This window comes from Arthrobacter sp. StoSoilB13 (genome assembly GCF_019977255.1).
Classification (GTDB): Bacteria; Actinomycetota; Actinomycetes; order Actinomycetales; family Micrococcaceae; genus Arthrobacter.
The window spans coordinates 1360493-1380558 of the sequence record NZ_AP024647.1; the positions used below are offsets into that span (position 1 = coordinate 1360493).

Annotated in this window: 14 protein-coding genes, 1 other RNA gene, 4 pseudogenes and 1 riboswitch; of the genes and pseudogenes, 5 read left to right on the top strand and 14 right to left on the bottom strand. The window is 60.7% G+C overall.

Annotated elements, in window-relative coordinates:
- Positions 1-111 precede the first annotated feature (111 nt).
- A riboswitch (SAM riboswitch) is annotated at positions 112-225 on the top strand.
- Positions 226-256: 31 nt separating this feature from the next.
- From LDP01_RS06425 to LDP01_RS06435, 3 genes and pseudogenes are all read left to right on the top strand, one after another.
- Positions 257-1667: pseudogene (locus LDP01_RS06425) on the top strand (aminotransferase class V-fold PLP-dependent enzyme).
- 103 nt (positions 1668-1770) lie between these two features.
- Complete coding sequence (locus LDP01_RS06430; RefSeq protein WP_224091087.1) at positions 1771-2592, top strand: class I SAM-dependent methyltransferase; 822 nt, start codon at positions 1771-1773, stop codon at positions 2590-2592.
- A 9-nt stretch (positions 2593-2601) separates the two neighbouring features.
- Positions 2602-3315: a metal-dependent transcriptional regulator gene (locus LDP01_RS06435; RefSeq protein ID WP_224088030.1), complete on the top strand. Its 714-nt coding sequence runs from the start codon at positions 2602-2604 to the stop codon at positions 3313-3315.
- A gap of 18 nt (positions 3316-3333) precedes the next feature.
- Here LDP01_RS06435 and LDP01_RS06440 read toward each other — a convergent pair.
- Positions 3334-4789 (bottom strand): annotated as a pseudogene (locus LDP01_RS06440) (MFS transporter).
- An 88-nt stretch (positions 4790-4877) separates the two neighbouring features.
- On the opposite strand from LDP01_RS06440, the gene LDP01_RS06445 reads away from it, so the two are divergent.
- Positions 4878-5207, top strand: a complete 330-nt coding sequence (locus tag LDP01_RS06445; protein ID WP_224091089.1) for a hypothetical protein — start codon at positions 4878-4880, stop codon at positions 5205-5207.
- Between the two features lie 24 nt (positions 5208-5231).
- Here LDP01_RS06445 and LDP01_RS06450 read toward each other — a convergent pair whose 3' ends face one another.
- The 13 genes and pseudogenes from LDP01_RS06450 to LDP01_RS06510 form a co-directional block, all read right to left on the bottom strand.
- Positions 5232-6245 (bottom strand): S1C family serine protease, encoded by a 1014-nt coding sequence (locus tag LDP01_RS06450; protein ID WP_527249037.1) that lies wholly within the window; start codon positions 6243-6245, stop codon positions 5232-5234.
- 194 nt (positions 6246-6439) lie between these two features.
- Positions 6440-6808, bottom strand: a transfer-messenger RNA (tmRNA) gene (gene ssrA / locus LDP01_RS06455).
- 131 nt (positions 6809-6939) lie between these two features.
- Positions 6940-7411: pseudogene (smpB, locus tag LDP01_RS06460) on the bottom strand (SsrA-binding protein SmpB).
- A gap of 83 nt (positions 7412-7494) precedes the next feature.
- Positions 7495-8907 (bottom strand): M23 family metallopeptidase, encoded by a 1413-nt coding sequence (locus LDP01_RS06465; RefSeq protein ID WP_224091091.1) that lies wholly within the window; start codon positions 8905-8907, stop codon positions 7495-7497.
- Positions 8908-8962: 55 nt separating this feature from the next.
- Positions 8963-9877: a permease-like cell division protein FtsX gene (ftsX, locus tag LDP01_RS06470; protein WP_224088032.1), complete on the bottom strand. Its 915-nt coding sequence runs from the start codon at positions 9875-9877 to the stop codon at positions 8963-8965.
- Positions 9874-10638, bottom strand: a complete 765-nt coding sequence (gene ftsE, locus LDP01_RS06475) for a cell division ATP-binding protein FtsE (RefSeq protein WP_216924001.1) — start codon at positions 10636-10638, stop codon at positions 9874-9876. Before ftsE ends, ftsX begins: the two co-directional genes overlap by 4 nt.
- Positions 10639-10817: 179 nt before the next feature.
- Positions 10818-11933, bottom strand: a complete 1116-nt coding sequence (prfB, locus tag LDP01_RS06480) for a peptide chain release factor 2 (RefSeq protein ID WP_224088033.1) — start codon at positions 11931-11933, stop codon at positions 10818-10820.
- A gap of 274 nt (positions 11934-12207) precedes the next feature.
- Positions 12208-12423, bottom strand: a complete 216-nt coding sequence (locus LDP01_RS06485; protein ID WP_263433669.1) for a pilus assembly protein TadG-related protein — start codon at positions 12421-12423, stop codon at positions 12208-12210.
- Between the two features lie 70 nt (positions 12424-12493).
- On the bottom strand, positions 12494-12955 hold the full coding sequence (locus LDP01_RS06490) for a hypothetical protein (protein ID WP_224088035.1): 462 nt from the start codon (positions 12953-12955) through the stop codon (positions 12494-12496).
- Between the two features lie 73 nt (positions 12956-13028).
- Complete coding sequence (locus tag LDP01_RS06495) at positions 13029-13433, bottom strand: TadE family protein (RefSeq protein WP_224091094.1); 405 nt, start codon at positions 13431-13433, stop codon at positions 13029-13031.
- A gap of 372 nt (positions 13434-13805) precedes the next feature.
- Entirely contained in the window at positions 13806-14747 is a 942-nt protein-coding gene (locus LDP01_RS06500; protein WP_224088037.1) for a type II secretion system F family protein, read from the bottom strand.
- On the bottom strand, positions 14744-15601 hold the full coding sequence (locus LDP01_RS06505) for a type II secretion system F family protein (protein WP_224088039.1): 858 nt from the start codon (positions 15599-15601) through the stop codon (positions 14744-14746). Before LDP01_RS06505 ends, LDP01_RS06500 begins: the two co-directional genes overlap by 4 nt.
- A pseudogene (locus LDP01_RS06510) lies at positions 15601-16826 on the bottom strand (ATPase, T2SS/T4P/T4SS family). Before LDP01_RS06510 ends, LDP01_RS06505 begins: the two are co-directional and overlap by 1 nt.
- Positions 16827-17111: 285 nt before the next feature.
- Here LDP01_RS06510 and LDP01_RS06515 point away from each other — a divergent pair.
- The gene (locus LDP01_RS06515; RefSeq protein ID WP_224088042.1) at positions 17112-19826 is read left to right on the top strand and encodes a GH25 family lysozyme; all 2715 of its coding nucleotides are present in this window, start codon (positions 17112-17114) and stop codon (positions 19824-19826) included.
- The last annotated feature ends 240 nt before the right edge of the window (positions 19827-20066 follow it).

Below are 20066 nucleotides of genomic sequence, written 5' to 3' on the forward strand. Positions count from 1 at the left end.
CCGCCGTCTTTTCTTCGCCCAAAACCCGGTTTCCGGACACGTCGTAACAATCTGCTTAACAAAGCGAATCGACTTTGGAGCAGGCCAGATGCGTGGCCTAACCTCTTTACAGGTCACGAGTGCCAGCGCTAAACCCCGGTTTGCTGGCCGGCAACCCTCCATTCGCGGTGGGGTGCCCCGGGTGACGACCTGGCCGGTCCGGAACGGATACGGCAAGCGCGGATCCCCATAGGGGGTCCCTCTTGAGTGAGGTCCCATGAGCACTGCTACGTTCAACTCCACCGTTCTGCCGTCCCTTGCGGTCGAAGAAGCAGCGCACGAAGCCGCTGCGGGCAGGCCCCTGGCCGCCGTCACAGGCGCGGAGCTGCAAGCTCCCCTGATCCAGGGTGGCCATGTCCGCTACGCCAACCTCGACTACGGAGCATCCGCTCCCGCGTTGACCATCGTTTCTGCGTATCTCAACGAGATCCTCCCCTACTACGCCAGTGTCCACCGCGGCGCGGGCTACGCTTCCCAGATCAGCACCTCGGTCTACGAGAACTCCCGCGACATCGTCCGTGAATTCGTTGGCGGCCGTCCGGATGATTCCGTCATCTTCACCCGGAACACCACGGACTCGCTGAACCTGTTGGCGGGCTGCCTCCCGCAACTCGACGGTAAGCCAACTGGCGAGGTCCTTTACCTGGACATCGAGCACCATGCCAATCTTCTTCCCTGGCAGGGCGTCCCTCACCGCAGTGTCGTAGCTGCTTCGACACTGACCGCTACCTTGGCCAAGCTCCGCGAGGAACTCAGCCAAGGCGGCGTATCTCTGCTGGCGGTCACCGGTGCCTCGAACGTGACCGGTGAAATCCTGCCGATCGCCGAACTCGCAGCACTTGCACACGAATACGGTGCCAGGATTGTGGTGGACGCCGCGCAGCTTGCCCCCCACCGCCGCATCAACATCGCCGCCACAGACGTCGACTACATCGTGTTCTCCGGCCATAAGCTCTACGCTCCGTTCGGCGCCGGAGTCGTTGTGGGCCGTCCCGACTGGCTCGACGCCGGTACTCCCCACCTTGCCGGCGGAGGCGCTGTTCGTGAGGCGCGCCTGGACTCGGTCAGCTGGGCCCTCAGGTCCCGCCCGCCACGAGGGCGGCTCCCCCAACGTCCTCGGTGCGGCAACATTGGCCCGGGCGACGCAGGTGCTCGCCGGCTTGGATCAGGATGCCTGGCATGCCCATGAAGCTGGAATCCGCTCCTACCTCGTACAGGGACTTGAAGCAATCGACGGCGTGACGGTCCACCGGATCTTCAGCGACTCCGAGGACACCATCGGCGTGGTTAATTTCTCGGTGGAAGGATTCGACGCCGGACTGGTCGCCGCATACCTCGCCGCCGAACACGGTGTAGGACTTCGTGACGGCCGCTTCTGCGCCCATCCCCTCCTCAAGCGGCTGGGCCTGCCGTCCGGCTCACTGCGAGCCAGCTTCGGCGTGGGCTCCCGCCTGGAGGATGCCACACGGCTGCTGGCTGGTATCGAGGAACTCAAGCGCACGGGTCTCGGCTGGGACTATGTAGTGGACGAAGGCCGCTGGGTGCCGGCCAACGACCACCGCAGCTACCCGGAGTGGGCACCAAACACGCCCGGCACCGCAGGGGCTGCACCCTGCACTATTGACTGACACAGCACGATTGACTGGAACAGCACGGTTGCTGATGTACACGTACTGTGCGGTAAATTCGTAGGGTAACCGGCGTTCGCGGTAAAGGAGTCTGTGCGTGGCCGTGCCTTCCCGTAGTGTTTCCGGCGGAAGTGTTTCCGGCAGCGCTGGCAGGCCAGGTGGTCCCAAGCTGCATGCCACGCGCCGCCACGAACTGGGCCAGAGCTTCCAGGACGGCGGCGAACACTACGATCGCGTTCGGCCCGGCTATCCCACAGACTCAGTGGTTTGGCTTCTTCCTCCTGGAGCGAAGTCCGCCGCGGATATTGGTGCAGGCACAGGAAAATTCACGGCACTGCTCGTGGAACGCGGCCTGCAGGTGGCCGCCGTCGATCCTTCCACAGACATGCTGGAGCAACTTCGAAAGTCCTATCCCGGCGTTCAGGCGTTGGAGGGTACGGCCGAGGCAACAGGGTTGACGGACTCAGCATTCGACGTCGTCAGCGTTGCCCAGGCCTGGCACTGGTGTGACCCGCTCAAGGCCAGCACGGAGATCGCCCGCATCCTTCGCCCCCACGGAGTTCTTGGCCTGGTATGGAACCAACTGGACACCTCTGTGCCCTGGGTCCATCGGCTATCACGCATCATGCACGCCGGAGATGTGCACAAGCCCGGCTTCCGGCCAGTTATCGGACCGGAATTCACGGACTTGGAGAGCCATCTCACCAGCTGGGAGGACGCCGTGTCTCCGGAGGACATCATGGAGCTCACGAAATCGCGCAGCTACTACCTCCGCGCCAATGAAGCCACCCGCGCAAAGGTCATGGGCAACCTGGCGTGGTACCTCTACGATCATCTCGGCCATGCCCCTGGACAACGACTGGGATTGCCGTACGTGACGACTACCTGGCGGGCCCGCAAGATCCACGGCGCCCCGCCACGGTAGGCTTGGTGTGTGAAGACCAGTACGCCCTCCTCCTCTATCGAGGACTACGTCAAGGTCATCTACTCCTATACGGAGTGGCAGGACAAACCAATTACGTCCTCGCAGCTTGCCCTGCGGCTTGGCGTTGCCAATTCCTCGGTGTCTGAAATGGTCCGCAAGCTCAAGGACCAGGGCTTGGTGGACCACCAACCCTACAGCGCCATCAGGCTGACTCCGGAGGGCATGCGGCTGGCGCTGTCCATGGTCCGGCGCCACCGCCTCATTGAGACATACCTCGTGGACGAACTCGGTTACAGCTGGGATGAAGTCCACGATGAAGCTGAGATGTTGGAACACGCGGTGTCCGATACGTTCATCGAGCGCATGGCCGCCAAGCTTGGCCACCCCCTGCGGGATCCTCACGGTGACCCCATTCCCTCGGCTGACGGATCCGTGGAGCTCCCTCACGCGTACCGCATGATCGAGTTGGACGAAGGCCACTCAGGCCGCATCACGCGGATCAGCGACGAAAATCCTGATCTTCTTCGGTATCTCGCGTCGGAAGAGATTACCTTGGACGCTCCTGTTGAGGTGGTGGGACGCAAACCATTCGGCGGAGCCCTGGTGGTTCGGATCGGCAGCGGAGCCCAACGGCGCGAATTCGATCTCGCGGATGAGGTTACAGCGGCACTTTGGGTCCAAAGCGCCGAAGTCCACGAAGGCTGCGTGCTTCCCGCGCGCTGACCCGATGCGCTGCCTGGGCTAGCTACGCTGGCTGGCCGAGCCGCCGTCGTCGGACGCAGTATCCGTGGCGCTGTCAACGGTAGCTGCCGCTTCGGGCTGTGGGTTGCGGATCCCGACGGCGGACGCCACCGCCCCGATGACGAACAATGCCGCCGTGACAATCAAGGCATTGTACAAACCTTGCCGGGTGAACACCGGACCAACGATCAGGCCGGCAAAGGCAATGCAGATGAGGCCTGCAATACGGGCCACGGCGTTGTTGACGGCCGAACCAATCCCGGCCTCTTCCTGGGGCACCGCGCCCAGAATCGCTGCGGTGAGTGGCGCGACGAGGGTGGTGAGTCCCACGCCAAAGACGATCTGCCCCGGAAGCACCTGGGTCCAGTAGTTCAGTGGCTCCTGGACGGAGAGGGACATCAGAAAGCCCACAGCGCATAGCAGCGGCCCCACGGTCATGAACCATCGCGGACCATATTTTCCTGCCAGCCCACCGAAGTAGGACGCCGTCAGCATCAGGATGACGGTCGCCGGGAGCAAAGCAATTCCCGCGATGGTAGCCCCCATCCCTCCAACCTGCTGGAGATAGATGCCCAGGACGAAGAATCCCAGCGATATCCCACCGTAAATCGCGAGCGTGGCAAGGTTGCCCCACCCAAAGTTCCTTATGGCAAAGAGCCTCAACGGCAACATCGGCTCCCTGGTCCTCGCCTCGTGGACCAGGAACAACACCATCGCCGCCACACCGGCCAGGAGCGGCAGCCACACCTGGACGCTCATCCATCCCATCCGGCCCCTGTTCTATGAAGGCGTAGACGGGACCACCTAGTCCGATCATGGCCAGGACAGCGCCGAGGTAGTCGATTCCCTTGCTCTTGTCCCTGGCCACGTCCGACGCCCGAAGCCCCGCGAGCAGAGGCCAAATCGCGACGGCGGGAATGACGTTGATGAAGAAGATCACACGCCACGACAACATGTCCACCGAGACGCCGCCAATGAGCGGACCGACGATGGCGGCAGCACCCGTCCAGCCCGACCATTGGCCAATCGCTTTGGACTGGGAAGGTCCTGAGAAGGACGTAATGATCATGGCCAACGAACTGGGCACGAGGAGCGCGCCGGCAATCCCTTGAATTGCGCGGGACACCACCAGGACTTCCCCGTTCCAGGCCAGGCCGCACATCACCGACGTCAGGGCAAAGCCCGCCAGCCCCCATTCGAGGATCCGTGCCCGGCCAAAGTGGTCCGATAGTGAACCAGCCACGAGGATGAGCGCCCCGAGGGTCAATAGATAGGCATCCACCACCCATTGCTGGATGACCAAGCCACCGCCAAGTTCACGTCCAATGGCCGGGAGGGCCAAGTTGACCACGAAACCATCCAGGATGGCGATAAAAGAAGCCACAATTGCCACAATGAGCACCCGTTTTTGAAGCGGCGTTCTCGGCAGCAAAGCCACAGCATCCGTCATGTGCACAGCCTACGCGGCATTCCTCCAGGACGAAGTCCCGTATCGTTAAACAGTGATTAGCAGACGTGACGCAGCATTGGCCCTAGATATCTCCATGGAAATGGCCCAGCGCCACGGCATCCCTTCACGGCTCTCAGAAGCGGAACTACGTAGTCTCCAGGACAATCCACCGGCCTGGCTGGTCCAGTCACGTGCCAACCGCACGGGCAAACGGCCTGTTTGGGTCCACCTGACCTGCGCAGTGTGTGGGTATTCAGAAGCGGTGCGGCCCAAGAAGTGGTGGCCCGATTTCTCGTTCGTCTTTTGCGGGCACCATAAGAACAGTGAACTGCCGGAACTGTTCCTGGGTGACGTGCGCAGCGAATATGAAGGCGTGGGCAGCCGCTTTGTTGGCGTGGTGGACGTCCGCGAGGACCAGGCCTAGCATCGCCTCATTGTTGCTGGCTCGTCATTGCTGGCTCATCTCCGAGGGAACGGCTATCAGCTGTACCGTTTTGCCGTCCCGCAGCACGGTTAAGGGGAACGGTTCGCCTATGGCCTCGGCAAACAGCAACTTCTGCAGACTCTCTGCACTGGAGACAGCCCTGCCTTGGGCCCGAAGCACCAGGTCCCCTGGCTGGAGCCCCGCTAACTCCGCAGGCGAGGCCGCGATGACCTCCACCACACGGAGGCCCTCCTTTTGGCCAGTCCGCACCACCGCACTGGCATCAAGCGGGATAGGCGTACTCACCAAACCCAGGTAGGCCCGGCGCACCCTCCCATCCTTGAGCAGGGAGGCGATAATCCGTTGGGTCGTCCTATTAATAGGTACGGCGAGTCCAAGGCCCAGACCAGCAATGGCCGTGTTGATGCCCACGATGCGGCCCCGGGTGTCGGCCAGGGCGCCACCCGAGTTGCCCGGGTTTAGGGCCGCGTCAGTCTGTATGACATCCTCGATCACACGCCGGTGCTCGCCTGCACGGACGGGGATGGATCGTCCCAGCCCGCTGACCACGCCGGCAGTCACTGATCCGGCAAGACCCAGCGGATTGCCCACCGCGATCACCAGCTGGCCAACCCTCAACGAATCGGCGTTACCCAGAATGGCAGGTGCCGGAGTGGGTTTGAGACCTCGTACCACCGCCAGGTCAGACAACGGATCGGCCCCCACGAGCTCCACATCAGTCTGCTTGCCATTCGCAAACACCGCGCTTCCGGACTGGATACCGGCCACGACATGGGCATTGGTGAGCATGTACCCGTCACCGGTAAAGACCACGGCCGATCCGCTGCCCACACGCAGCTGCCCGTTCCTGCGCGCACTCGTCATCTCGATAGCGGCGACATGAGGCGTGACAGACTCCGCAACCCGGATGACGATCTGCGAGTACGCGTCCAAGGCCGCGTCGTCATCCTGCTCCGTAGGCGCTTCTGAATCCCGGCCTTCATCCGGAATTTCAAACTCTGGCTCGGTACTCATCACATGCCTCCTGCTACCGCGGTGCTTACCCTGTACAACGGCCAGGACAGGCCGGCTAGTCCTCGTTCCCCTACGCCGTGGGTGAACGGCCAGGGCATCTTGTTCGGAGGGCATCCTGTCCGGAGGGCATCCTGTCCGGAGGGCATCTTGTCCGGACAGAGAAAAAGCCCCCGGATCACTAGGATCCGAGGGCTTTCCGGTGGAGATGGGGGGAATTGAACCCCCGTCCGATGTCGTTTTGTCAGGGCTTCTCCGGGCGCAGTTCGCGTCGGATTTTCTCGGCCCCAGCCATCCTGCGAACAGGTGGCTGATCCGGGCCCAGTCATCTAAAAGTCCCGTTTACCTCAATGACGAAGGCAAACAGCAGTGGCTATCTAAATGACGCCAGGAACCGGGGCGATAGCAACCCCGGGCTGACGGACTGTCTTACTGCTTAGGCAGCGAGAGCGAAGTCAGTGCGCTTAGATTCGGCACTTATTGGTTTGCAGACAGCGTTTACGAGATAATTCTGCATCCTCGGCCCGCTTCACCTGTCGCGACTAACATCGTCGAAACCGATCATCCCCGTATTTTGTTACCAAACCGGCAAGGCATTCATCAAGCGATAAAATCCCTACCGGACTATCCATCATAACGCATGCACCCGGAAGATCATTCCCGCGACACAAGTCCTGGGCGGGTGCATCTACGTTCGAACCTAGCGGCGGTTGCGCTCCCGCAGTTCGCGCAACGATTCGCGCTTATCCTGCTGCTCTCGAAGCGTTTGGCGCTTGTCGTAGTCCTTTTTACCTCGTGCTATGGCTATTTCAACCTTCGCCCGGCCGTCCAGGAAGTAAAGCTGCAAGGGCACCACGGTGAAGCCGGATTCGCGGATCTTTTGGGAGATCTTGTCCAGTTCTTCGCGGTGAAGCAAAAGCTTACGACGGCGGCGCGCGGCATGGTTGGTCCAGCTCCCCTGATGATACTCAGGGATATGGATGCCCTCCATCCACAGTTCGTCATTGTAGAAGGTGCAGAAGCCGTCCACCATGGAGGCGTGGCCTTCACGGAGGGATTTCACTTCGGTACCCATCAGCGCAATGCCGGCCCTCGTAGGTATCCAGGACATGGTAGTTATGCCGGGCCTTCCGATTGGTGGCCACTACCTTACGGCCACTTTCCTTGGGCACGGTAGAACTCCTTGTTAGATGCGGATTTCAACTAGTGTACGCCAGAGCCCGCCGGCCCTTATCCCTGACGAAGGGACGGGTTACTAGAGGAGGGTCATCGGATCCACTGCGGCGCCGTTCAACCAGGTTTCAAAGTGTGCGTGGCACCCCGTCGAGTTACCTGTGCTTCCCGAGTACGCAATGAGTTGCCCCTGCGATACTTGCTGCCCGTTGGACACCACAATGCTGCTGTTGTGGTAGTAAATGGTCGTCAGGGAGTTGCCCTGCACCACCCCGTGGGACAGCTTGACCCGCCATCCACCGCCATCTGCCGAGTTCCAACCAGAGTTGAAGACAGTACCGGCGGCTGCTGCGTAAACAGGAGTGCCGCAGGGTGCACCGAAGTCGATGCCCGTGTGCATGTAACCACCCGTGCCGTAGAAATCGATGGTTCCGGGCGGAGTTGCCCGCCAGCCGAATCCTGAGGTGATGGGTACGTAGCTGGCGAAGGGGTGCCGCAAACCAAAGGCGGAAGGCGAACCCACCGGCGGAACATACGGTTGCTCGGGGGGTGCCGGCCTTCCTTGCGCTGCTGCTGCGGCGGCCGCAGCAGCAGCAGCCTCCGCGGCAAGCCGACGCTGCTCGGCCTCCCACGCCTCCCGAAGCTTGCGGTCCCTCTCGACGATTTCGGCTGCAACAGAATCCTGTTCGGCCTTCACCCGGGCAAGATCGGCTTCAATGCCAGGCTTGGCGGCCTGTAGTTGCCCATTCAGGCGGGTGGTGTCCTCGATAAGCTTGTCGACTTCGGCTTTCTTGCTGGCAGCCTCGTCGCGCGCAGCCTTCTCCCGCTCAAGCGCGGCGTCGGCTTTGGCCTTCAGGTCCTGGATCTCAGCCTCGACGGCGGCCAGCCGGGCCTGGGAGTTTACGTTGGTGGCATTCTGTTGCGTCAGCTTGGTCATTGCTGCGTTCTGGCTGCGCATTGCCTGATCAGCGAGGTCCATGGAGTCTGTCAGGCTGCCGGACTCGTTCGATCCGAAGAGCAGGGCGATGTTGGTGGGCACGCCACCGGATTTATAAGCCTGTGAGGCGATTTGGCCGATCAGTTTCCTGGTATCGGTGATCTTCTGCTTGTCGCTCTCAAGCTGCTCAGTGATTTTGGCCTTGTTCTGCTGGGCGAGCTCCACCCGGGCCGCCAATGCCTCGACCTCCTTGACAGCACTGGCCACGCGGCCCTGCGCTTCGAGAAGTGCCTGCTGGGCGCCCGGGAGTCGACCTTGGTAGATGACCAGATCGCCCGCGGCCTTGGCGATCTTCGAGTCCACAAACTCCAAGGACGCCTGGACGCGCGCCGATTCGGCCTCGAGTGCAGCTTGCTGGTCGTCCAGGCTGTCCGCATGGGCCGTAGGTACACCGGACAGGAGGCTGACCGCGAGGCCCAGGGCGAGGACGCCACCAAGAATCCTGGCTTGGCCGAACGCAAGGCGCCGACGCAGCGAGTTCTGGTCCAACGTGGTCATCATGAGTCCTTTTCGCTTGTCAGCAGAGTTATTCGCAGCCGCCCGTCCTTCATCACTAAACCTTCAAGTAACGCCGGAGGGTCAACAAGGAGGATATCCCGGCCAGGCCACCGCCGAGCGCAATCAGCACCGGTGCGATCACCAGGACCTGCGTCGATGAGATGAAGGGAGTGTTAAGGAATTGCCTGGACAGATCACCGTTGAGCCAGAAGTGTGCCATCAGCCACAGCGTCACGGAAGCCAGCAAAGCGCCGACAACAGCGGCGATCACACCCTCCAGGATGAACGGCAACTGGATGACTGTCTTCGAGGCGCCCACCAAGCGCATGATCCCCGTTTCCCTGCGCCGACTGAACGCCGAGAGGCGGATCGTCGTGGTTATCAGAAGCACCGCGCAGAAGATCATCACTGCGGCCACGCCCATGGCGGCCACAGAAGCGCCGTTCATCCAGGAGAAAATCCGTTCCAGTACCTGGCGCTGGTCACTGACCGTCTCAACGCCGGGTTGCGAGGAAAATGTTTCGCTGATGATCTGGTACTTCTCGGGGTTCTTCATGTTGATACGGAACGAGGCCGGCAACTGGTCCTCAGATACGGAATCAACGATGGGCGAATTGGAGAACTGCTCCTTGAAGTGTTTGTAGGCCTCGGCTTGGGATTCAAATTGGAAGTCGTTGATGTACTGCTTGACTGCCGGAGACTGCAACATTGCCTGCAGATTGTCCTGCTGTTCCTTGGTGGCAGGCCCAGAGGCGCAACCAACCGCCGTCGAGCCATCGTTGCAGAGGAAGACAGCAACCTGGACTTTGTCGTACCAGTAGCCCTTCATCTGGTTGATCTGCATCTGGAGCATTCCCGCTGCGCCAACAAATGTCAGGGAAACAAAGGTCACCAAGACGACCGAGATCACCATGGACAGGTTGCGGCGCAGGCCGCTGCCGATTTCCCCGAGGATGAAAAGGAGCCTCACAGCTGTGCCCCCTGCGCGCGGTTGAGTTCCTCGCCACTGGCGTCCTTCAGCCGTCGCGATTCACCGACAACCGGAATCATGGACGTGTACAGTGCCTTCGCTTCGTCGCGGATGACCTTGCCATTCTTGAGTTCCACCACGCGGCGGCGCATTTCGTTAACGATGTCGTCGTCGTGGGTAGCCATGACCACAGTGGTGCCGTTCTGGTTGATTTTGTCCAGGACTCCCATGATTCCCATGGACGTAATGGGGTCAAGGTTTCCCGTGGGTTCGTCAGCAAGGAGAATGCCCGGGCGATTGACGACGGCGCGGGCAATCGCAACGCGCTGCTGCTCGCCACCTGAAAGTTCGTGGGGCATCCGCTTTTCCTTGCCCTCAAGGCCAACGGTCTTCAATACCTCAGGAACCGTCTCCCGGATGATGGAGCGGCTCTTGCCGATGACCTGCATGGCAAACGCAACGTTCGCGAAGACATTCTTCTGCGGGAGAAGACGGAAATCCTGGAAGACCACACCGATGCCCCGGCGAAGCTTGGGCACCCGCCAGCTCGAAATATTGGCCACGTTCTGGCCGGCAACGTAAACCGAACCTGAGGATGCTTTGTCTTCCTTGAGGATCAATCTCAGGAAGGTGGATTTTCCTGACCCTGAGGCGCCCACCAGGAAGGTGAATTCACCACGGTTGATCTCAAGGCTGACAGAATCGAGCGCCGGTCGGGCATTCTGCTCGTAGACCTTGGTGACATTCTCAAATCTGATCATGGCCCTTTAGAACCCCGCCGGACATGACGTACTCGCCCAGTCCAACAGCCGGAGCGCGGGCTTTCGATGGGGGAAGTGAGAGCACCGGCCACTCGACTATACGCACGCAGCAGCCGGGATTCCGGGGGTTTCGGGGGCGTGTCGTGGAATCGGACGTCCCCGGTACGCGGACTGAGGCCCTAGCTGGCAGCGTTACGGTTGCCGGTGCGCCAACGGATACCGGCGTCGATGAAGTCATCGATGTCGCCGTCCAGGACAGCCGAAGTGTTGCCTACTTCGTGTTCCGTGCGCAGATCCTTGACCATCTGGTACGGATTGAGAACATAGGAACGCATCTGGTCTCCCCAGGACGCCTTGACATCGCCGGCCAAGGCTTTCTTTTCGGCGTCCTGCTGTTCCTTCTTAACAAGCAGCAACCGCGACTGGAGCACACGCAAGGCAGCTGCCCGGTTTTGAAGCTGCGACTTCTCATTTTGCATTGACACTACGATGCCCGTGGGAATGTGTGTCAGGCGAACGGCCGAGTCGGTCGTATTGACGGACTGGCCTCCTGGTCCTGAAGACCTGAAGACGTCTACGCGGATCTCGTTGTCCGGAATCTCGATCGAGTCGGTCTGTTCAATCAACGGGATGACCTCGACTGCGGCGAACGAAGTCTGCCGGCGGCCCTGGTTGTCAAAGGGGCTGATACGGACCAGTCTGTGTGTGCCCGCCTCGACACTCAGGGTGCCGAATGCGTACGGCGCCTTGACTTCGAACGTGGCGGACTTCAGGCCTGCTTCTTCAGCATAGGAAGTGTCCATCACGGTAGTGGGGTAACCGTGACGCTCCGCCCACCGCAGGTACATACGCATCAGCATCTCGGCGAAATCGGCAGCGTCAACACCACCTGCTCCTGCCCTGATGGTCACTACGGCTTCCCGTTCGTCGTACTCGCCGGACAACAGGGTGACGATTTCGAGCTCGGCGAGGGCTTTGCGAATCGAATCAAGCTCTTTGGCGGCCTCGGCCATTGAGGCTTCGTCGCCCTCGTCCTGGCCGAGCTCCACCAGTACTTCGAGGTCGTCTATCCGGGAGGCCAGTTTGGACAGGCGCTCGACTTCGGCTTGCCGGTGGGACAAGCGCGACGTCACAACCTGCGCCGATGCGGGGTCATCCCAAAGGTCCGGCGCGCCAGCCTGCTCACTCAATTCGGCGATTTCTGCCTTCAAGGCATCAACATCGGTGACGTTCTCGATGGAACTGTAAGTGGCGCGAAGCGCGCGGATTTCTGCGGGAAAATCAATCTCAGCCATGGTCTTTCCAGCGTACGCTATCAGCCGCACTCCCCCGACTGGGTCCCGTCATTACGTCCCTATGATTGCGTCATGTCGCTATTGGGTCAGCCGGGATCTGGCACTTGATCTTGCTTCAACGGGGATTCCCTCAGGCAGCAGGAAGGTGACCAAGGGCGGATGGGCGATGGCTCTTAAGACCACCACCGCTGTACCACCGGGTGAACTGCCGGTTTCAGGAGAAACTTCCAAGTGATCGTGCATGGAGAAGGCTTCGCTGTCTCCCAGGTACTTACTAACCGCGCCCAGCACCCGCTCGTCCACGAGCGGGGGCCGAGGGCGCGATGCTTCCTTCGATGTCACCCACCACGTAGGAGTCTGCAGCAGCAAGTGCTGCGCCATCAGCCAAGGACAGAAGTTTTTTGTGCTCCAGGTAAATCGCCGAAGTAGCCATCACCACAGCGGCCAACAGGAGTGCCAGAAGTACGAACCCCACGATCAGCACGGTCATCTGGCCCTCTTCCTCTTTGCACGATATCCGCCCCATCGCCATCTTTATGGCCGCTCTTCGCGTTGACGATTCACTTAAAGCGGCCCACGACTTGCGTGGCAGAGGCATTGAGCACGGCAGCGTCCAGATGGAGCGAGTCGCCAAACGGAACCATGGGCAAAGGGACAGTCAGTCGAACCCAAACTGTCACTGCCGCACCTGCCGAAAGGCAGTCTGCCTGGTCGCACGTGATCTCCATTTTGGCGGCTTGCGCCGGGTAGCCGTAGTCCTTCAACGCCACGAGGACGCTCTGTTCTGCGCTGGCCCTCGCGAGGGCGGGTTCAGTTTGGGAAACAAAGACCTTGGCCGCCTGATCCGCCGCACCCACCACTGCGAAGGATCCGCCTTGGATCTGGCCCACGGTTACCAGGAAATAGACAACCGGGACCATGAGCAGCAGTGCAAGGAACGTAAACTCCACGATGGCACTGCCACGTTGCCTTTCGACGTCGGTACCCGCTGTAGATATGGCTTGATATGGTCCGGACGCCAACTGCCAAGCCTTGTTCAGCCGGTGCCTGCAACGATTCCCCTGAGAAGCAGGAAACGGAACCGCAGCCGGGACATCAGTTTGAAAGGGCAGCATGTCCGGTAACCTCCATGACTCCACGCGGTCCGATAAGCCCCACTAGTGGCATAGGCGCCCTCACGGTCACTTCCAATGCCCGGATTCCATCCAGATTCCTTTCAACGGTGGTCACATCCGCCGCGAAATCTCCATTTAGCGCCGTCTCGATCAGTTCGGACGTCCTCGCCTGGGCGTCCGTTGCCGTTCGATCCGCAAGGGTTCCATATCGCGCTCCGGACGCGGCGGCATCAATAATCGTGTTTCGGACATGAAGGACGAGCGTGAGTTGAATGATCGACATGAACAGCAACGTCAACAGGGCAGCAATCATCACGAAATCGATAACTGCGGAACCTCGTTCCGCACTTTTAGGTGCACAGGCACGTCGTAATGTGCAGGGCAGGCAGAGCGCGTGAAGGTGCCTGCGGGAACACGCCTGCCCCATCTCCTAGCTGCCCACCTTGGCCATGGCCTGCGTGAAGAGGTCCGCCAATGCTGGCGATGCAATCGCCAGGAGCCCCGCGACCAATATTGCGGACATTAGTGTGATCATCACCCACCCGGGAACGTCCCCGCGCTCACGGTGTTCCAGCCCTGACGCCGCATTACGCGCCATCACAGCGACGGTCCACGAGAAAAAGGGCCAACTCGTCGTGTTACCGGCAGAAAACGATCGTCCATACTTCTTCATGATTTTTCCCCAATGTTTGTTGGTATTGCTGGCAATGAGCGATAAGTGGATGGAACTAGCTGGTCAAGGCGCCGCGTTGTCCCGTCAAAGGCTCAACTGCAAGGCGGCAAGTGCTGGAAACGCTGCGAAAATGACCGTTAGTGGAAGGACTCCGAATACCAGGGGCACCATCATGCCGATTTCTTTTCGACCGGCTGATTCCATCAATTCCCGCTTCGCAGCGTCGCGGACATCGGCAGCTTGTGCCCGAAGTACATCGGCCAACGGAGTCCCCCGCTCCACGGCCACAACCAATCCGTCAACGAATCGGACGAGGGGCGGCAGTTCTGTTCGGGAAGAGAACGCCTGGAGTGCTTGTACCAGTGACTTTCCTGATCTCGTATCGGCCAGAACCGCACTGAATTCCTTGGCGAGCTCGCCCGTGGAGGTACGTGAGATCCTGTCCATCGCACCCACTGCGCTCTCGCCGGCTGCCACTGCCAGTGCCATGAGTTCGGCAAGGCTGGGAAATTCCGCGAGGATCACCGATTCGCGGCGCTTGATCTTTTGGCCGAGCACGAAATCGCGGAGAACGTATCCACAAAAGGCAGCCCCGATTACCGACACCAATGAGGGAAGCGGGCTGAATCGTCCGGAGGCAGCACCCAGCCCTACGCCGATCACGGCAAGCAGGAAGCCGCCTGAAGCCCACACCAGTTGCTCCGCCCGGAAATCCAACACGCTTTTCGCGGACCCGGCTCGAGCGAGTCTCTTTCGCAAAGCTGGGCCGCCACTGTTAAAGCGGGACAAGTAGCCAATTCCGTCCTGGATAACGGGGCGGAGAATGCGTTCCAATGGTCCAAAGGGTGTCAGATTATGCGTAGGCGCCCGAAGAAGGCGCGACTCCAGGTTCTGCAACTTAAGCTGCGGGTGGATGCGCTCTGCGAATGTCCGGCCACGCATGAATGGAAGCCGCACCAGGATCAACCATGTCCCTGCGCCCAGGAGTAGTCCGAGGAGTGTGGCGGTGGCAGTGGAGGTGCTCATCGCAGGACCCGCTCATCTTCGGGTAATGCCCCAATGCGCAGCATGACTGTGTAACACAAAACCGAGACAAGAAGACCGCCGAGCAGCACAACAGCCCCGATTCCGGAGTTGTAGGCAAGCATGGCTTCAGGTCTCCCGGCCATGACCACCAAAACTATCCAGGGCGCTGCGACAGCAAGCCTGGCACCATTGACCGTCCACGATTGCCTGGCCTCGAGTTCGCTGCGCGTCCGGGCGCTTTCCCGAAGAAATCCGGCCAATGTACCCAACATGCGCCCGAGGTCGGAGCCGCCCACTTCCCGGGTCATGCGAAGTGCCTCGATGATCCGGTCAGCCACCGGATCCGCCAGGCGGTCCTTGAGTTTGTTTACCGCCGCATCGAACTGCCCGCCCGACCTATAGTCGGCACCAAAATCCAGGAACAGGCTCCGCAGTTCGTCCGGCCCGTTGTGTCCAAGCTGGATCAAGGCCTCCGGCAAAGCCAGTCCGGCGCGAATGGCGGATCGGAGATGGTCAACAACATCGGGCCACAGTTGGCGCAGGGTGGCACGGCGTTTCCGCGCCCGCCGACGCACGAGTCCAAAAGGGATCCATGCGCCAAAGATTCCGAAACAAAGGCAGACGGGCAATGACGCCGTCACAACGAAGAACAGGAGCATCGCGATGACTCCGCATCCAGTGCAACTGAGAAGGAGGCCGGCACTAGTGACCTTTTCTATGCCTGCCGAGAGCAAGAGAAGTTCCAGCCGTCGTGGACGGGGTTCCCTGGCCCGGACCTCTGGCGGATGCTCCCAGGTGGACCACCAGATAAGTAATGCTCCACCGCCGCAAAGGATCCCCAATAGCGGGGCCATCAGTTCAGCTCCAGCAGCGCGGCCACATCAAAACCAGCCACGGCAAACTTTTCGACCGCCGGCATGGAGTTGGCTTTGGGCCGCAACTGCCCTTCAAGCATGCGGAACACCACCGAGGATTCGATGACCCCGTTTTCCACACGGCGTCCCAACGACAGGATTTCGGTGACCTGCCTGTGCCCATTGGCCTGCCGGGCACAATGCACCACCAAGTCAATGCACGAGGCAACGGTGGGCAGGACGAACGCGCTGGAAATGTTCGCCCCTGCCAGTAGAGGCAGGGTGCAAATCTTGGTGACGGCGTCATGGGCCGAATTTGCATGGACTGTGCACATGCCGGGAAGCCCGGAATTCAACGCGATCAGCATGTCCAGGCTTTCGGCTTCGCGGACTTCGCCAACCACCAGGCGGTCAGGGCCCTCATGCGAAGGGCTTCCTTAACGAGCCTTCGCAATGGAATTTCTCCGTGACCTTCCAGGTTCGGCTGCCTGCATTGGAGACCCACGACGTCACGCAGAGGGAGCTGCAATTCAAAGATCTCTTCAACGGTTACAACGCGCTCACGTGAGCCAATGCTTGCTGAAAGGCAGTTCAACATGGTGGTCTTCCCTGCCTGGGTGGCACCGGAGACGAGGATGTTGAGTCCGCTTGCAACCGCTGCACCAAGGAACCTGGCAGATTGGGCTGTGAGGCTTCCCAACTCGACGAGATGCTCAAGCCGGTTCGCCCTGGCGATGAACTTTCTGATGTTGACAGCCCAGTGCTTCCTGGTCACGTCTGGAATGGCGACATGCAACCGTGACCCATCCGGCAGGGCCGCATCCACGAACGGCGACGACAGGTCCAGCCGCCGCCCCGAACTCTTGAGCATCCGTTCGACGAGGTCCCGGATTTGCTGCCCGGTCAGGGTGATTCCCGTCAGCTCGGACTCTCCATTACGCGCGACATAGATTTCGTGCGGCGCGTTGATCCAGATTTCCTCAATTCCAGGATCATCCAGGAAGGGCTGCAACGGACCAAATCCCGCTACGGCGTCAAAGACGTGCCTGCGGGCGGTGTCCAGATGTCCCAATGGCGGAAGCGGTCCAAGGAGAGCCCTTTCGTCATAATCGTTGACCGCGTCCTCAACCAGGCGTCGGACTTCCGCGTTTTGTTCGAAGGGGTCCAAGCCGCGGCGTCTGATAAGTTCGCGGACCTCACCCTCTACAATCCCAACGGCCTCCATATTTCCCCCAAAACCTTCGCGTCCGTATCCGAGAGGCGTATCTCGAATGACCTACGCTATGGGAGCCACTCCCAGGCGCCAAGTCCTGCTTAGGCGGTTGTGGATAACTATTGGAACAAGAGTCCCTTCAGTATCGCCTGTACCACTAGTCACTCCAGTTTCGGAATGTTAGGGTAAAGCCCGTTAGGAGCTGGCCTTTGGTCCCATGCGCAGGCGCCCGCCCCGGAGCTTGTCAGCAAGCCACACCATGCGCCGCTGAGCCGCGGCACAGGGCCGGAATTGGATATGACAAGAACCCCCGTAGAGTCGGTCCGCCGCATGCCGTTTGCAAGGACTGGAATCGCCATTTGCCTGGTCGTCCTTGCGGGGACTTTTCCCGGCATTCCTGCATGGGCGGAGGACTCCGGCCCGCGCCCTGCTCCCGCGCCCATCGCTGCGCAGACGCCGCCCGCAGCGGGCTCGCTCGTTCCATCCGGTTCCGGGGGCCCCTCGAACAGCGCCCCGACGGTGACCAACCAGCCGCAGACGCCCACCGCCGTCGAACCTTCACCTGCTGTTGCTCCACAGCCGGCCGTGGGTCCCGCTGTGGACGATCCAGCTGCGCTGCCAACTGCCAAAGCAATGCCTGGCAACGCTCCGGACGCCGAGACCATGAAGGCTGCAATGCGCGCCGCAATTCCGGCTGGCGGGGCAGAAATGGGTCAGCGCTCCCCCAGGGTCATGACGGCAAAGAAAGGCAACGGAAATTCCGGGCCTGCCGGCGCACGCACAGTGGGACAGGTGGTGCCGATGGACGCCGATCCAGGTCACTGGAGGCCAACCATCGGTATCCAAGGACAGGACGTCAGCGCGCACCAGGGCAACGTCGACTGGCAGAGCCAATGGAACGAAGGATCCCGCTGGGCTTACGTAAAGGCCTCCGAGGGCAACTATTACCTGAACGAAAACTATGCACAGCAATACAACGGCTCCCGCAACGCCGGCATGGTTCGCGGCGCCTATCATTTCGCCATCCCCAACTGGTCTTCGGGTGCGGACCAAGCGAGATACTTCGTGGCAAATGGCGGCGGATGGACAGCGGACGGTTACACACTTCCTCCTGTCCTGGACATCGAGTACAACCCCTACGCCGGACGGACCATCAATGGCTTCTACTTCGGCAACACGTGCTACAACATGTCCAAGGCACAGCTTGGCCAGTGGGCTGCCGATTTCGGCAATACAGTCAAAGCCCTGACGGGGCGCTTTCCCGTCATTTACAGCACCACTGACTGGTGGAATACGTGTGTAGGAAACTCCACGTTCGGGAGTTACCCGCTCTGGATCGCCTCGTACTGGAGCAACCCCACGAACTCTCCTGGATCCTTGCCCGCCAGCTGGGGCAACTACACCATGTGGCAGTACAGCAGCACCGGGCCGTTCGAAGGTGATTCCAACATCTTCAACGGCAGCTACGATCAGCTGAGGACGTTCGCCCGAGGCGCCTCAGCACCCTCCAACCCATCCATCAAGTCCGGTGCCGATCTCCTGGCTACAAGCTCAACCGGCAGGCTCGATGTATTTCCGGCCGATGGAAGTGGCCGGATCACTGGTCCATTTGCCATCGGTTCGGGGTGGACCGGCGCAAAATCGCTGTACGTCGTCGACTGGAACCAGGACGGCGTCCAGGACATCCTTTCCCAGTGGTCCGACGGAACATTGAAGGTCTTCCGGGGTGCTCCAGGCGGCAGCTTCTATGCTCCCATCCAAGTCGGCTCCGGCTGGCAGGAGATGTCCCTGACGGTGGGCTGGTGGAACTCCAGAGATGCCTATCCGGGCGTTATAGGACAGGACTATCTGGGCAATCTCTACCGGTACCCCAACACAGGAGGTGGAGCGCTTGGGGGTGGCGCCTTAATTGGGACAGGCTTCAGCGGCCACCAGCTGAACCAGATCGACTTCGATGGCGACGGTAGTCAGGACGTCGTCACGCGCACCTCTGACGGCACCCTTCGCCTGTATCGTTCGAATGGCTTGGGCAGCTTCCTCAACCAGGCCGCCCAGGTGATCGGTTCCGGATGGAATGGCATGACGTCGGTCAGTTCAGCAATCGGCTTCAGCGGCGCCGGCTCCCAGGGACTCCATGCCCGCACCGCCAACGGTGACCTCTACTATTACCCGGCCGTCGCGGGTTCATGGGGCGACCGGAGCCTCATCGGACTGGGTTGGGATGACGCGGTCCGGATCAGCGACGCTCCACTGGATGTTGAGACAACACTGGGCATCGACCAGGAGGATGTGGTCGCGGTCCGTACCGATGCCAACCTCTACCGCTATCCCGGCACTGGTACCACTGCGCTTCTGCCGGAGGACCTCATCGGAACAGGGTGGGCCGGCCTGAAGGCCGGGTTCGTCACGGATTGGAACGGAGACGGCGCCCTGGACATCGTGGCGCAGTGGGCGGACGGCCGGCTAAACGTCTACCCGGGCAGGACAGGCAGCGGTTTTGGGGCTCCCATCGCCCTCGGCAGTAACTGGAAGGACTGGACGCTCAGCGTTGGGACATGGAAAAAGGCCGATGCACATCCCGGAATCGTAGGGTACGACTCCACGGGTCGCCTGTACTACTTCAGCAACCCCACCGGAAAGACGGTGTCAACCGGTATCTCCATCGGAGTCGGTTGGACTGGCCTGGACATAGTTCAAATGGACTTTGATAAAGACTCCAATGCCGATCTCCTGGCGAAAAACGCAGCGGGCGATCTGAAACTGTACCGTTCCAACGGCACCGGCAATTTCATGCAGGAAGCCGCAGCGGTGGTCGGAACAGGTTGGAACGTCATTACTGGTTTCGGTGCCATCCGCGGATTTGCCGGAGCCGGCTCCAGCGGTGTCATCGCCCGGACCACCATAGGCGAGCTGCGGTACTACCCGGTGGGTTCAAACAGTACGTGGGGAACACCCACACGGATCGGCACAGGCTGGAATTCCCTGACGATTTTGGCACCAGCGGCAAAATAGTACGCAGACAGTCCACTTCCCGGGGCCCTTTCGTGGAAATCTTCCACGAACGGGCCCTCCGTTGTTCCCGGCGGACTGCGGGGTTCCGACCGCGATAAATATCGCCTGGGAGCGGCCTAAATTGCTGGATCACATGGTCTAATGAAGGTGGTCTCACGTATTGGCTGTTCAGCGCTTTCGGGATATGGACTTTGTTTGGGGGCAGGCAAGGATCACCCATTGCGCACAATCAAGGAGTGA